The organism is Nocardia sp. CC213A (genome assembly GCF_030766805.1).
In the GTDB taxonomy this organism is placed as follows: domain Bacteria; phylum Actinomycetota; class Actinomycetes; order Mycobacteriales; family Mycobacteriaceae; genus Nocardia; species Nocardia otitidiscaviarum.
In genome coordinates, this window is record NZ_JASFXA010000030.1 from 15,276 (window position 1) to 30,829 (window position 15,554).

Annotated in this window: 7 protein-coding genes and 1 pseudogene; all 8 read left to right on the forward strand. The window is 68.4% G+C overall.

Annotation, left to right across the window (positions count from 1 at the left end):
- Positions 1-152: 152 nt before the first annotated feature.
- The 8 genes and pseudogenes from QJS31_RS34990 (at position 153) to pks13 (ending at position 15,537) form a co-directional block, all read left to right on the forward strand.
- Positions 153-1,145 (forward strand): alpha/beta hydrolase family protein, encoded by a 993-nt coding sequence (locus QJS31_RS34990; protein WP_306358810.1) that lies wholly within the window; start codon positions 153-155, stop codon positions 1,143-1,145.
- 252 nt (positions 1,146-1,397) lie between these two features.
- Positions 1,398-2,432 carry an alpha/beta hydrolase family protein gene (locus QJS31_RS34995; RefSeq protein WP_306358811.1) on the forward strand — a complete coding sequence of 345 codons (1,035 nt, stop codon included), beginning with the start codon at positions 1,398-1,400 and terminating at the stop codon, positions 2,430-2,432.
- A 284-nt stretch (positions 2,433-2,716) separates the two neighbouring features.
- Positions 2,717-4,519 (forward strand): annotated as a pseudogene (locus QJS31_RS35000) (alpha/beta hydrolase-fold protein); the annotation flags it as partial.
- 793 nt (positions 4,520-5,312) lie between these two features.
- Positions 5,313-5,843 carry a DUF732 domain-containing protein gene (locus QJS31_RS35005; RefSeq protein ID WP_029930427.1) on the forward strand — a complete coding sequence of 177 codons (531 nt, stop codon included), beginning with the start codon at positions 5,313-5,315 and terminating at the stop codon, positions 5,841-5,843.
- On the forward strand, positions 5,834-6,814 hold the full coding sequence (locus QJS31_RS35010) for a cutinase family protein (protein WP_372341732.1): 981 nt from the start codon (positions 5,834-5,836) through the stop codon (positions 6,812-6,814). The genes QJS31_RS35005 and QJS31_RS35010 overlap by 10 nt, the downstream gene beginning before the upstream one ends.
- Positions 6,815-6,988: 174 nt before the next feature.
- Positions 6,989-8,008 (forward strand): LLM class F420-dependent oxidoreductase, encoded by a 1,020-nt coding sequence (locus QJS31_RS35015; RefSeq protein ID WP_282781989.1) that lies wholly within the window; start codon positions 6,989-6,991, stop codon positions 8,006-8,008.
- Positions 8,009-8,232: 224 nt separating this feature from the next.
- On the forward strand, positions 8,233-10,155 hold the full coding sequence (gene fadD32, locus QJS31_RS35020) for a long-chain-fatty-acid--AMP ligase FadD32 (protein ID WP_282781987.1): 1,923 nt from the start codon (positions 8,233-8,235) through the stop codon (positions 10,153-10,155).
- Positions 10,156-10,254: 99 nt separating this feature from the next.
- Entirely contained in the window at positions 10,255-15,537 is a 5,283-nt protein-coding gene (pks13, locus tag QJS31_RS35025; RefSeq protein WP_306358812.1) for a polyketide synthase Pks13, read from the forward strand.
- Positions 15,538-15,554 lie beyond the last annotated feature (17 nt).

Below are 15,554 nucleotides of genomic sequence, written 5' to 3' on the forward strand. Positions count from 1 at the left end.
ATCTTTCTCGTTCAGCCCCCTTGCGCACTATCACGATTCGGCAACCGGAGGCGTTTCGGCGGCGGTCGCGGCGGTCGCTGCGCCTTAGCTGAGCGGCAAGACGTGTGCGTTTCGGGTTGCGGTCAACGATGATCGGCGGAGGGCGAAGTGTGATGCGGTTCGGTCTTGGTTCCATACGTGCCAGTTCCATACGTGCCACGGTGGCGGCGGCGGTCGCCGCGCTGGCGGTCCCGCTGGCGGCGGCGGTGGGCGGGGTGGGTGCGCCCGCCTCGGCCGCCTTCAATCCGGCCGGCTTCGATTTCTGGGTCGATTCCAGCATGGGGCCGATCAAGTCGCGCATCTTCCGCGCGGCCGACGGCAATACCCAGCGGGTGGTGTACGCCCTCGACGGCCTGCGGGCCCGTAACGATCTGTCCGGCTGGGAGGTAGACACCGAGGTCTCGCGGGTGCTGACCGCGTGGAACATCAATGTGGTGATGCCGGTGGGCGGTCAGTCCAGCTTCTATTCCGACTGGGTGGCGCCCAGCAACACCAACGGCCAGCAGACCACCTACGCCTGGGAAACCTTCCTGACCCGGGACCTGCGCAATGCCCTCGCCGCCCGGCTGGGCTTCAACCCGCGCGGCAACGGGGTGTTCGGCCTGTCCATGGGCGGCAGCGCGGCGCTGGTGCTGGCGGCTTACCACCCGGATCAGTTCCGTTATGCCGCATCATATTCCGGTTATCTCAATATTTCCGCGCCGGGTATGAAGGAGGGGTTGCGGGCGGCCATGCTGGACGCGGGCGGCTACAACATCGACGCCATGTGGGGTCCGCCGTGGAGTGAATTGTGGCTGCGCAACGATCCGTTCGTTTTCGCGGAACGCCTGCGCGCCAATGGAACCCGCCTGTGGATATCGTGTGGAAACGGACTGCCCGGTGCTCGGGATCAGGTGCGCCAGCCCATCGACGCCTACCACATCGGCAATGCCATGGGCCTGGAGACCGTCGCGCTGGCGAATACCCGGGCCTTCCAGGCGCGACTCGACAGCCTCGGTCCGCACAACGCCCACTTCGACTACACCTCGGACGGCATCCACAACTGGTTCTACTGGCAGGACCAGGTTCTGAAGATGCTGCCGGACCTGAGTGCGAACATCGGTTAGCCGTAACGTTTTTCCGTTTGCCGCGACAGTTGGTGCGAACCACGATAAGGTCACCGCACGATAACGGTCATCGAGTGGGCGGATTTCGGCCACGTGATTGGCTCGGTCTTGCTAAGGCAATCACGGTCGAATATCGTCCAGCGAGCGCAAGTGTGACCACATCGTGGTAGCGCCGTCGTTGGCATGGAGAGTCGGGATCCGTGCGAGCGGCCCGAGCGCACCGGCCACAACAGCAGAAAGAGAGCAGTATTCATGCGTTTCGGCAGGACCGCCGCGCGGGTGGAGTCGGGACGGCGGGGCGCGACCCGCGGTTGGAGCAAGCGGATGCTGGCCGCCGGAGCGGCCGCGCTGGCACTGCCGCTCGCCGCCGGTGTGGCGGCCCCGACGCTCGCCACCGCCGCACCCGTCCACGGACCGGTATTGCGCGCCCCGGCGGGCGGTTTCGAAGAACTGATGGTCCCGTCCAGCATGGGCCCGATCAAGGTCCAGGTGCAGTGGGCCAGCCAGGGCGGCAGCGCCGCGCTGTACCTCCTGGACGGTATGCGCGCCCGCGACGATCGCAATGCCTGGGCCAATGCCGACGAGGGCGGTGCGCCCCAGCTGTTCGCCAATGACAACGTCACCATCGTCATGCCGGTCGGCGGGCAGTCCAGCTTCTACACCGACTGGTACTCGCCGTCGAACACCAACGGCCAGAAGTACACCTACAAGTGGGAGACCTTCCTGACCAAGGAGCTGCCGCAGTTCCTGGAGGGCTACGGCGTCTCCCGCACCAACAACGCCATCGCCGGTCTGTCCATGGGCGGTTCGGCCGCCCTCATGATGGCCGCCTACCATCGCGAGCAGTTCAAGCACGCCTCCTCGTTCTCGGGCTACCTGAACATCTCCGCGCCGGGCATGCGCGAGGCCATCCGCATCGCCATGCTGGACGCGGGCCGCTTCAACGTGGACTCGATGGCCGCGCCGTGGAGCCCGCAGTGGCTGCGCATGGACCCCTTCGTCTTCGCGCCGCAGCTGAAGAACCTGCCCATGTACATCTCGGCCGGTTCCGCGCTGCCGGGTCAGTACGACCGCCCGAATTCGGCCATCGGCGTGTTCAATACCGGTAATGCCGTGGTGCTCGAGGCGCTGTCGCTGGTGAACACCCGTGCGTTCCAGGCTCGCCTGGGTCAGCTGGGCATCGGCGCCCGCTACGACTTCCCGGCGACCGGTACCCACACCTGGCTGTACTGGCGCGATCAGCTGGCGAACGCCCGCCCGGATATCCTGCGCGCGCTCGGAGTCTGATAGTCCGGCGAGTCCGATAGTCCGACACCGGGACGCAGGCGGCGGCCGACCTCGACATCGAGGTCGGCCGCCGCTTTCGTATCTCGCGGATTCGCGGAAGTCTCCCGCGGATCGAGAATGCCCCACGCGGACCGGTAGGTGCGGCGGCGTCGCAATTGCGCCGAGCGCGCGGTTCGGCCTGGACATCTTCCGCCAACCGGGACCGATTACCGCGCGTCTTCCCGGTCTTTCCTCTTTTTGGAGGTACAAACACTCCTGTGACTGGTGTTGTTCGTGAGGCGAGAATGGCGCGGCGCTGGGTCGCCTGTGCCGTCGCTCTGCTGCCGTTGGCGGCGGGGATCGCCGTCGCGGGTCCGGTCGTGGCCGCCCCCGAGGCCGCCGTATCGGCTCCGGCGACCGTGCAGCGGGCGGTGTGGCTGACCGACCGGCGCGTGGCGCTGTGGGTGCATTCACCCGCCATGAACGAGGCGGTGCAGATACAGCTGCTGCTGGCGCGGGACTGGAACACCCGCCCGGACGCCAAGTTCCCGGTGCTGTACATGCTCGACGGGCTGCGCGCCCAGGACGACGAGAACGGCTGGACCAAGGACGCGAGCGCCGACGAGTTCTTCGCCGACAAGAACGTGACCGTGGTACTGCCGGTCGGCGGCCAGTCCAGCTTCTACGCCGACTGGCTGCAACCGAACAACGGCCACAACTACAAGTGGGAAACCTTCCTGACCAAGGAACTCCCGCCGCTGCTGGAGGGTCAGTGGCGCGCCACGAATGTGCGTGGCGTGGAGGGCCTTTCGATGGGCGGAACGGCGGCCATGTTCCTGGCCGCGCGCAATCCCGGCTGGGTGCGCCACGCCGCCTCCTACTCCGGATTCCTGACCCTCACCACGCTCGGCATGCCGCAGGCGGTGAATTTCGCCATGCGCGACGCGGGCGGGTTCGATTCCGAGGCCATGTTCGGGCCGCCCACGAGTCCGCTGTGGGCCGAGCATGATCCGTACCAGCTGGCGGACCAGCTGAAGAACATCAGCCTGTACGTTTCCAGCGGCAGCGGCACCGCGGGCGCGACCGATCCGCTCTCCGATATTCCGGGCATCACCACCAATTACGCCGGGATGGGCCTGGAGGTGCTGTCGCGGCTGACGACCCAGAATTTCGTCGCCAAACTCAACAAGATCAGCATTCCGGTGCAGGTGAATTACCGGGCCTCCGGCACCCACACCTGGCCGTACTGGGATTTCGAGATGCGGCAGTCCTGGCCGCAGGCCGCGGCGGCGCTCGGCGTGGACGCGACACCCGCCAACTGCTCGGTGGGCGGCGCGATCGCCGGGGCGGTGCAGGCCAACAACTGGCTGGGCGGCTGCCTGACCGGCGAATACCAGGTGCCCGGCGGTATCGCCCAGGACTTCACCGGCGGACAGGTGTTCTACTCGCAGGCCACCGGCGCGATCCCGACCGGCGGCATGATCGGCGGCAGCTACCAGGGCGTGGCCGGACCGGGTTCCGGGCTGGGCATGCCGACCGGCGGTGAGGCGGCGCTGCCCGACGGCCGCGGTCGCTTCCAGCCCTTCCAGCACGGCTTCATCTACTGGACCCCGGCGACGGGGGCGCATCCGGTGCGCGGCGCGATCCTCGACGAGTGGGCGCGGCTTGGCTACGAGGGCGGCGCGGCCGGTTATCCGACCGGGGCCGAGCAGGCGACCCCGCACAAGGACGGCGTGGTGCAGGGCTTCGAGCACGGCCCGATGTACTTCAGCCCCGCGACCGGCGCGCATCTGGTGCAGGGGCTGATCCTCGGCAAGTACGCCCAGCTCGGTTTCGAGAACAGCGTCTTCGGCTTCCCGACCGCCGGGGAGGTCGGCCTGAAGGACTTCGGCCGGATGAGCCGGTTCGAAGGCGGCAATATCTACTGGAGCCCGCTGTCGGGCGCGTGGGGCGTGCGCAACGGCGCGGTCATGGACGCCTGGGGCGCACTGGGTTTCGAGAACGGACAACTCGGCTTCCCGACCGGCGACGAAACCCAGATCCCCGGCGGCAGCCAGCAGACCTTCCAATTCGGCACGATCGTCGTCAAGGACGACAAGGCCCAGGTGGTCGCCCTCGACGGCCGCCCCATCGCCCTCCCCGGCCCCCCGCCCGCGCCGAACGACCAGCGACAGCCGGACCCGGCCGCCCCGGCTCCCCCGTCACCCGGCCACGAGAACCCGGCCGCTCCGGCCGCCACGCAGCCCGGCGTGGCGACTGCTCCGGCCGCCGCACCCGCCGCGTCCGAGGTAGCCGCGTCCGAGGTAGCCGCGTCCGAGGTAGCCGCGTCCGAAGTCGCCGGATCCGGTGCGGCGGTGTCCGAAGCCGTTGTGCCGCAGCCTTCGGCGGCCGCGCCCGCCCCCGATACCACCTCGGCCGAGCCCTCGGCTGCCACGCCCGCCCCACCCGAGGTGATCGTGCCGCAGCCGCCTGCCGCGGTGCCGCAGTCACCCCCGCCGGAGGTGCCGTCCGCCGCCCCGCAACCTCTCACCCCGGCTCCGGCCGCCGCACCCCCGAACGCCATGCCCGAGCCGGGACCCGCGCCCGCCGTCGTACTCGACATTCCGCCCGCGACACCGGGCGGTCCGGCCGTGGTGCTCGACATTCCCCCGGCGACCGCGCCGCAGCGCACTCCCTGACTCGCGGTGCGCGCCCGGACAGCCGGTGCGAGGCGTGGTCGACACACTGCCGTGTCATGTCCGCCCGGTCCGTGGAATGACGCAGGTCACCGCGTGTGGTAGCTCTGAGAATCGCATGAGGGTCGTTTTGCTGGGCAACACTTCTCGCTACCTTGCCGCTAGCCTGGTGGCGACCTTGTGCCCCTGGACATCTGTGCCCTGATAGATCCGAGGAAGCGAATTCATGCAACGGACCCGTGGAAAAGTGATCGGCGTGGTGGCGGCGTGCGCCGCCGCCGGATTGCTGGCCGCCTGCGGCGATAACGATTCGACCGCGACCAGCACGCCCACGCTGTCCTCGACCACGCAGGCGAGCTCGTCGGCGGCGCCCTCGACCACCGAGTCGGCCGCCCCCGAATCGCCGCAGTCGACCGAATCGGCCGCGCCTCCGGCGGAGGAGAACACCGAACGTCCGCAGCCGGTGCCGACCGAATTCGTCACGCCGCAGAGCGACGCGCCCGCGCTGAGCGACAAGGACAGGACCTACATCGAGGAACTGAAGAAGCGCGGCGTGACTCCGTCCTCCCCGGATATCGCGCTCAGCGCGGGCAACCTGGTGTGCCAGGGCAAGTCCGAAGGCGCGCCGGAGGACCAGATCATCACCTACGTGACCGCCATCGCGGGCTCCGATCCCACCTTCGACCCGAGCAAGATGCCGGTCGAGGAGGCCGGGAAGATCTACTACGAAGTCGCCTCCGCGAGTTACTGCCGGTGACCCCGCGCCGCCGCTCCGCACGCCGGTCCGCACCGGCGGGATGCCTGCTGTTCCTGGCGGTGGTCGCACTGATCATCGTCGTGGTGATCCTGCTGTGGTACCTGCTGGCGGGGCGGCTGCGCCTGCCCGGCCCGACACCGCCCGGGCCGAAGGAGCCGACCTCCCAGCCCGCGTCCTGCCCGGATGTGCTGATGCTGTCGGTGCCGGGCACCTGGGAGTCGTCGAGCGACGACGACCCCTACAACCCGTCGGCCAATCCGATCTCGCTCATGCTGAACATCTCCAACCCGATCCGGGAGCGGTTCCCGAACGACCGGGTGGAGGTCTACACCGTCCCGTACGTGGCGCAGTTCTCCAATCCCATCGCCATTCCGCCGGACGGTCAGCAGTCCTACAACAAGAGCCGCTCCGAGGGCATCGCCCGCGCCACCGACAAGCTGGCGCAGACCCATCGGGACTGTCCGCTCACCACCTACGTGATCGCGGGCTTCTCGCAGGGTGCCGTGATCGCCGGTGACGTGGCCGCGGATATCGGCGCGGGCAAGGGCCCGGTGCCCGCCGACAAGGTGCTCGGCGTGACCGTGCTCGCCGACGGCCGCCGGGTCGACGGGCCGGGACAGGCCATCGAAATCGGCAATGCCCCGCCCGGGGTGGGCGCGGAGGTCGCGCTCAAGGGCCTGAACGTCCCCGGCATCACCATGACCGGACCGCGGCCCGGCTTCGGCAAGCTGGCCGACCGCACCTACACCATCTGCGCCCCGGGCGACCTCATCTGCGATTCCCCGGATCAGGCGCTGAACCCGGTCAATTTCCTCAGCAGCGTCGGCACCCTGGTGCGCGCGGCCGGGAACCCGGTGCACAGCCTCTACAACGGGTACGTGGTGGACGACAGCGGCACCACCGCCACCCAGTGGACGGTGAACTGGGCGGCCGGGCTCATCGAGGGCGCTCCGCATCCACCGCATTCGTGACCGGAACCACCTGGTCGGGGCGCTGTGGCGAACAACCCTCCGTATTGGGGGCTTGCGCCCGTCGACCGACCCCGTGGTTTGGCGCACAACCTGTAAAGTGCTCCGAGATTGTGACGCCGGTCGATGAGGCCCGGCGGCGCAGAGCAATCGATCTCAGCCAGGAGCATCAGTTCAATGACAGGAGTCGCCGTACCGGCCGGTCGCGAGACCGTGCCGAGTACACCGCCGCGGGCATTCCGCTTCGCGGCGGCCGGCGAGGGTAACCCGTCCGAAGGCGGGGCGCGCAAGTTCATCAAGCTCGCGCAGCGGGCCGAGGATTTCGGATACGACGCGTTCGCCGTACCCGATGCCCTGGGTCCCCAGGTGGGTCCGATCGCTGCCCTCGGTGCCCTGGCGGTGGCCACGGACCGAATCCGGCTCGGAACCTCGATGCTGGCCAACGGTTTTCGGCATCCGGTGGTGCTGGCCAAGGAGGCCGCCACCCTGGATGTGCTGTCCCGGGGCCGGTTGGAGCTGGGTGTGGGCGCGGGCTGGCTGGCCGACGACTTCGACGCGGCGGGCATCGACTTCGACGCACCCGCGGTGCGACTGGAGCGCTTGGACGAGACCCTGACGATCCTGGACGTGCTGCTGCGCGGTCAGGAATGTCACTTCGAGGGCAAGCACTACCGGGTGCGGGGGATCAGGGGTGCGCCGCGACCGCGGCAGGGCCCGCGTCCCCCGCTGGCCACCGGTGGCGGCGGACCGCGCCTGCTGCGCCTGGCGGCCCGGCACGCCGACATCATCTCGGTGGTGCCGCCCACCACACCCGAAGGACGGATGCTGCTGTCCGGTATCACGCTCGACCGAACCGTCGAGCGGGTGCGGATCATCCGGGAGGCGGCCGGGCCGCGCTTCCCGGAGATCGAATTGAACTGGGCGATCACCGCGGTGATCGTCACCGACGATCGGGAGCGCGCCGCCGCCATGGCGCTCGACGCGATCGACAAGGGCCTGCATCCGAACCTGGATGTGGACGTACGGCTGTCGGTGGAGCAGATCCTCGAGTCACCGTATGTGGCGATCGGCACCCACGAGCAGATCGCCGACCACATCCGCCGGGTGCGGCAACTCACATCCATGTCCTACGTGGGCGTATTTCCCACTCAGATGGAGGCATTCGCACCGGTGATCCCCTTGTTGCGACATGAGTGAGCAGGCAGATCGGATCGCTCCGGACACTGGTCCGGCGCCTGCTCTGTAACATGTCCCTGGTTTGAGTACATCTAGCCAATAGGCGGTCACCGCGCAGACCGCAACAGAATTCTGCAGGTTGGCTCTTGCACGTTAGAGCACCGGCGGGCGAAAGAGAGTCGGGGCCTCACAGGTAACAGCGGCCGTATCGCCGCCCCTGCTTCGTGTGCCTCGGAGGAGAAGGAATGGACGAGACTTTCGACGACTACCTGGACGAAACCGGGAAGATCACGATTCCCGAGGGCCGGACCCTGGTCGATTACGTCGAGAAGCACACGATCGGTAACGACGCCAACGATCTGGCGTACCGCTACATCGACTACTCGCGGGAGCGCGACGGCGAGTACCAGGACCTGACCTGGAGCCAGTTCGGCACGCGGCTGCGCGCGGTGGCCGCCCGACTGCAGCAGGTGACCAAGGAGGGCGATCGGGTCGCGATCCTCGCCCCCCAGGGGCTGGATTACGTCATCTCCTTCTTCGCCGCCATCTACGCGGGCTGCATCTCGGTGCCGCTGTTCGATCCGGACGAGCCGGGCCACACCGACCGCCTGCACGCCGTGCTCGGCGACTGCACCCCCTCCGCGATCCTGACGGCCAGCTCCTCCGCCGCCGGTGTTCGCCAGTTCTTCCGCGCCCTGCCCGCCGCCCAGCGTCCGCGCATCATCGCCGTCGACGCCATCCCCGACAGCGTCGGCGAGACCTGGGTGCGTCCGGACATCACCGTGGACGACATCGCGTACCTGCAGTACACCTCGGGTTCCACGCGCGTCCCGGCCGGTGTGGAGATCACCCACCGCGCCGTCGGCACCAACCTGCTGCAGATGGTGCACGCCCTGGATCTGAACTGGAATTCCCGCGGCGTCACCTGGCTGCCGCTGTTCCACGACATGGGTCTGCTGACGGTGATCCTGCCCGCCGTGGGCGGCAAGTACATCACCATCATGTCGCCGTCGGCGTTCGTGCGCCGTCCCTCGCGCTGGATCAACGAGCTCGCGGCCGTCGCCGACGGGGCCGGAACGTTCGCCGCGGCACCGAATTTCGCCTTCGAGCACGCCGCCGCGCGGGGTCGCCCGAAGAACGGCGAGACGCTGGACCTGTCGAATGTCATCGGCCTGATCAACGGTTCCGAGCCGGTGACGGTCTCCTCGATGAAGAAGTTCAACGAGGCGTTCGCCCCGTACGGCCTGCCCAAGACGGCCATCAAGCCCTGCTACGGCATGGCCGAGGCCACCCTGTTCGTGTCGGCCACCCGCCACGAGGACGAGGCCAAGGTCATCTACGTCGACCGTGACGAGCTCAACGCGGGCCGTGTCAAGAAGGTGGAGCAGGGCACGCCCAACTCCATCGCCCAGGTGAGCTGCGGTTACGTCGCGCATTCGCAGTGGGCCACCATCGTCGACGCCGAGACCATCGACGACCCCGAGGGCGCGCTGGAGCTGCCCGAGGGCCGCGTCGGCGAGATCTGGCTGCACGGCAACAACATCGGCATCGGCTACTGGGGTCGCGAGGACGAGACCCAGAACACCTTCCGTAACCGCCTGGTGCGCCGCCTGCCCGAGGGCAGCCACGCCGAGGGCACCCCGGACGACGCGCACTGGATGCGCACCGGCGACTACGGCGTGTACATCGACGGCGAGCTCTACATCACCGGCCGCGTCAAGGACCTGGTGATCGTGGACGGCCGCAACCACTACCCGCAGGACCTGGAGTTCTCCGCGCAGGAGGCGTCCACCGCGCTGCGTCCGGGTTTCGTCGCCGCCTTCGCCGTCCCGGCGAATCAGCTGCCCGCCGAAGTCTTTGCCGCCGACAGCCATTCGGGCCTGTCCTTCGACGCCGACGACGCGTCCGAACAGCTGGTCATCGTGGCCGAGCGCGGTCCGGGCGCGGGCAAGGCCGATCCGCAGCCGATCGCCGACGCGGTGCGCGCGGCGGTCTCGCAGCGGCACGGCGTGACCGCCCGCGACATCCTGCTCGTTCCGGCGGGCTCGATTCCGCGCACCTCCAGCGGCAAGATCGCGCGCCGCGCGTGCAAGGCGGCATATCTGGAGGGCACACTGCGTGGTGGTTACACGCAGCAAGCTTTCCCCGATGCACCAGACGAGGAGTGAGGCGTAAGCCTCATACGCAATGGCGCGGGTCGTGTGGCCCGCGCCATTCACTGCATTCAGTGCCGTGCACCCGACGCAGACAGGTAGCTTGAAGAACTGATGGCTGAGAACGAGGGCAACGTCCCCACCGAGACGATCGAGTCCGCGGCAACCGAGGCGACCGCGACTGTCGAACGGGCCGCAGGCACCGATATGTCGGTGGCTGAGCTGCGAGAATGGTTGCGGCGCTGGGTGGCCGACGCCACCGGTCAGCCCATCGAGAACATCACGGTGGACCGGCCGATGGAGGAGTTCGGCCTCGCCTCCCGCGACGCGCTCGCCCTCGGCGGCGATATCGAGGACCTCACGGGGGTGGTGCTGAACGCGACCATCGTCTACCAGCATCCGACCATCGCCTCACTGGCCGAGCGGATCATCAACGGTGAGCCGGACGCGCCGGAGGACACGCCGGACGATTCCTTCTATACCGCCGGATATCAGCCGGGGGAGGCGCACGACATCGCCATTGTCGGCCTGTCGACCCGACTGCCGGGTGCCGGGGATACACCCGAGTCGACCTGGGAATTCATTCTCAATGGCGGCGACGCCATTCGCGACCTACCCGAGGGCCGCTGGGACGAGTTCAAATCCGACCCGCAGGCCCTGGCCGCCATCGAGAACGGCAATACCAAGGGCGGCTACCTCGATCAGGACGTGGTGAAGGGCTTCGACGCGGAGTTCTTCGCCATGTCGCCCATCGAGGTGGAGCGCGTCGATCCGCAGCAGCGGCTCATGATGGAGCTGACCTGGGAAGCCCTGGAGCACGCGCGGATTCCCGCGAGCGATCTCAAGGGCGGCCCGGTCGGTGTCTTCATCGGCTCGTCGACCAGCGACTTCATGCTGGTCACGGCGCTGGGTCTGGGTAAGGAGCCCGATCCGAACGTGCCCCTGTCGGCCGAGGCGTACGCCCTGCTGGGCGCGTCCACGGGCATCATCGCCAACCGCGTCTCCTACTTCTTCGACTTCCGCGGCCCGTCGGTGACCATCGACACCGCCTGCTCCTCCACGCTGGTGGCGGTGCACGACGCGGTGCGGTCGCTGCGCAACGGCGATTCCGATGTGGCGCTGGCCGGTGGCGTGAACATGATTCTCGCCCCGATGGCCAGCCTCGGTTTCGATATCAACGGCGCGGTCGCCAAGGACGGCCACATCAAGGCGTTCTCTTCTGATGCCGACGGCATGGTCCGCTCCGAGGGCGCGGGCCTGGTGGTGCTCAAGCGCCTGGCCGACGCCGAACGCGACGGCGACAAGATCTACGCGGTCATCAAGGGCTCGGCCGTCAACAATGACGGCCGCTCCAACGGCATCTTCGCGCCGAACCCGGACGCGCAGGCCGACGTGCTGCGCCGCGCCTACCGCGATGCCGGTATCGCGCCCTCCACCGTCGACTACATCGAGGCGCACGGCACCGGCACCCTGATCGGCGATCCCATCGAGGCCGACGCCCTGGGCCGGGTGGTGGGTCGCGGTCGCGAGGCCGACAAGCCCGCCCTGCTCGGTTCGGCCAAGACCAACTTCGGCCACCTGGAATCGGGAGCCGGTGCGGCCAGCCTCGCCAAGATCATTATGGCGTTGCAGCACAATGTCATTCCGCCGAATATCAACTTCGCCGGGCCGAACCCGTACATCCCGTTCGACCAGGCGCACCTGAAGGTCGTCGAGCAGCCGACCGAGTTCCCGCGCTACAGCGGCAAGGCCACCATCGGTGTCTCCGGCTTCGGTTTCGGCGGCACCAACGCCCACGTGGTCATCCAGGAGTACGTGCCCACCCCGGCCGTTCCGGAGAGCGGCGGCACCGCCGATCTCGACAGCTCCGGCCTCGACAGCTCCGGACTCGACAACGAGGCCACCGACGTGCTGGCCGAGGCCGAGAAGCTGGTGGAAGCCGCCGCGCCCGAGCCGGAATGGGCCGAACGTGACGAGCCGCTGCCGGTGATCCTGCCGGTGTCGGCGTACCTGCCCTCGCGCCGTAAGCGCGCCGCCGCCGATCTCGCCGACTGGCTGGAGAGCGACGCGGGCGAGAACACCCCGCTCGAGGATGTGGCCCGGGCACTGGCCAAGCGCAGCCACCAGCGTTCGCGCGGCGTCGTCATCGCTAAGAACCGCGACGAGGCGATCGCGGGCCTGCGCGCCATCGCAGCCGGTAAGCCCGGCCCGGGCGTCTTCACCGCCGATTCCCCGGCGGCCGAGGGCCCGCTGTGGGTGATGGCCGGTTTCGGCGCGCAGCACCGGAAGATGGGAAAGCAGCTCTACCAGGAGAACCGCATCTTCCGCGAGACCGTCGACCAGGTCGACGAACTCGTGGTGGACGAGGCCGGGTATTCGGTCAAGGAGATGATCCTCGACGACGCCCAGGACTGGGATATCGGCACCGGTCAGGTCGGCACCTTCACCATTCAGGTGGGTCTGGCGGCCGTGCTGCGCGCCCACGGCGCGGAACCCGCGGGCGTGGTCGGCCATTCGCAGGGTGAGGTCGCCGGGGCCTATATCTCCGGCGGCATGAACCTGGAGGACGCCGTCCGGGTGATCTGCTCGCGCGGTCGCCTCATGGGCGAGGGCGAGGCCATGATCACCGACGACCAGGTGCGCAATATGGCGCTGGTCGAGCTGAGCGCCACCGATATCGAGGCCATGCTGCCGGAGTATCCGGATGTGGAGGTCGCGGTGTACGCCGCGCCGACCAATACCGTGATCGGCGGCCCGCCGGATCAGGTGCACGCCATCGTCGCCAAGGTGGAGGAGCAGGGCAAGTTCGCCCGCGTGCTCCAGACCCGCGGCGCGGGCCACACCTCCCAGATGGATGTGCTGCTGGGCGAACTCGCCGCCGAGCTGGCCGGTATCGAGCCGACCAAGCTGAAGGTGGACCTGTACTCGACCGCCCACAAGGACACCGTGTACCGCGCGGGCCACGCCCCCGTGCACGATGTGGACTACTGGGTCACCAATATGCGCGGCTCGGTGTACTTCACCAATGCCGTGCGCCAGGCGGTGGACACCGGTATCACCACCTTCCTGGAGCTGGCCCCGAACTCGGTCGCGCTCATGCAGGTGCTGGGCACCACGTACGCGGCGGGCGTGCACAATGCCGCGCTCATCCCGACCCTGAAGCGCAAGGAGGACGAGTCGGCGGCCGTCGTCGCCGCGCTCGCCCAGCTGTACGTCAACGGCCACCGGGTGGACCTGCCGTCGCTGCTGCCCGCGGGCGACTACGCGGATATTCCGCGGACGGCGTTCGTACGCAAGGAGTACTGGCCCAAGGTGGCGCTGGCGTCGGGCTCCGGCAATACCCGGGTGCCGGGCGCGCACGTGTCGCTGCCCGACGGCCGCCACGTGTGGGAGGTGCAGGCCGCTGCCGTCACCGATCTCGGCGCACTGGTGAAAGCCGCTGCCGCGCAGGTGTTCTCGGACGTGCAGGCCGGTGCGTCCTACGCCTACGGCCCCATCCCGGCGGCGGGTACCCTCACCACCACGCTCACCCCCTACCCGGGTGGCGCGGCGGCGCAGGTGCACGCCAAGGTGGGCAACTCGTTCACGCTGCTCTTCGACGGTGTCGTGACCTCGGGTGCCCCGCTGCCGGAACCCGTTGCCGCGCAACCGGTCCAGCAGGCGGCCGAGTCGGCCCCCGCCGAGGTCGCGGTGGTCGCGGCCGCGGGTGAGCGCTGGGATCCCAACGGTTCCCAGACCATCGAGGACCGCCTGGCCATCATCGTCGCCGAATCCATGGGCTACGCCGTGGAGGACCTCCCCATGGAGATCCCCCTCATGGAACTCGGCCTCGACTCCCTGATGGCCATGCGCATCAAGAACCGCGTCGAATACGAATTCGACATCCCGCAACTCCAGGTGCAAGCGGTCCGCGACGCCAACCTCCTCGAGGTCGGCAAGGTGCTGCGCTACGCCATCGAACACCGCGACGAGGTCGCCGCCCTGGCCGCCCGCCAAGCCTCCGGCGAAGGCGAACTCGCGGTCGACGCCGACTTCGTCTCCGCCGCCCGCGCCGCCATGGCCACCGGCGTAGACCCCCTGGCCGCCGCCCTCGGCAACCCCGACGGTGCCGCCGCACCCGACCAGTCTGCCGCGGACACCCCCGCGTCGGGCCAGCCTGCCGCGGATGACGCCGCGGCGGGCCAGCCTGCCCCCGACACCGCTGCGCTTGGGCAGTCTGCGCCAGGGGCGCAGGGTGGGCAAGCGCAGCACACTCCGAGCGAGAGCGATTCCCAACCGGACACCTTCGAGGCCGCCCCTCCGGCAGCGGAAACCGACAAGGACAACGTCCCCCCGCGCGACGCGGCCGAACGCCTCACCTATGCCACCTGGGCCGTGGTGACCGGCAAGTCGGCAGGCGGCATCTTCAATGCCCTGCCGATCCTGGACGACCAGACAATGGAGAAGCTGGCAGCCCGCCTGTCGGAACGCGTCAAGGCCCAGATCGACATCGACGAGCTGCGCGACGCCGAAACCATCGAGAAGATGGCCGATATCGTGCGCGGCTTCCAGGACAAGGCCGACGTGGACGGCTTCGTGCGCACCCTGCGCGCGAAGGAGCCCGGCTCGGATGCGTTGCCGGTCTTCGTCTTCCACCCGTCCGGCGGCAACACCCTGGTCTACGAGCCGCTGCTGAAGCGCCTTCCGGCCAATACGCCCATGTACGGCTTCGAACGGGCCGAGGGTTCGATCGAAGAGCGTGCCCGCCAGTACATTCCGGAGATCCGCAAGATCCAGCCGGATGGCCCGTACGTCTTCTACGGCTGGTCGCTGGGTGCGGTGTTCGCGCTGACGGTCGCCCAGATCATGCGTGCCGAGGGCGCGGATGTGCGCCTGGTGGGTCTGATCGACCTCGCGATTCCGACCGAGCCCGAGGACAATTCGCCCGAGGCCCGGGTGGCGCGGATTCGGCGCTTCCAGGCGTTCGCCCAGAAGACCTACGGCTTCCAGGGCGAACTGGACGACGAGCAGATCGAGGAACTGGCCGCCGCCAGCGACGAGGAGCAGTACCAGATCATCATCGAACTGGTGAAATTCGCGGGCGTCGACATCCCGGGTGGGGTGCTCGAGCATCAGAAGCAGTCGTGGATCGAGAATCGCGAACTCCAGCAGGTCACTCCGTCGCGTTACGAAGGTCACGTGGTTCTTTACCTCGCCGACCGCTACCACGACGGGATCATCGAACTGGAACCGCGATTCGGCGACCGTAAGCCGAATGGCGGCTGGGATGAGCACATCCCGAATCTGGAGATCATCCACATCCCGGGTGACCACCTCCAGATCATCGACGAACCCCGCATCGCCACCATCGGTGCCGACCTGACGAAGAAGCTGACCGAGATCGATTCCGCGAACTAGGTTTCGCGAAAGGAGAC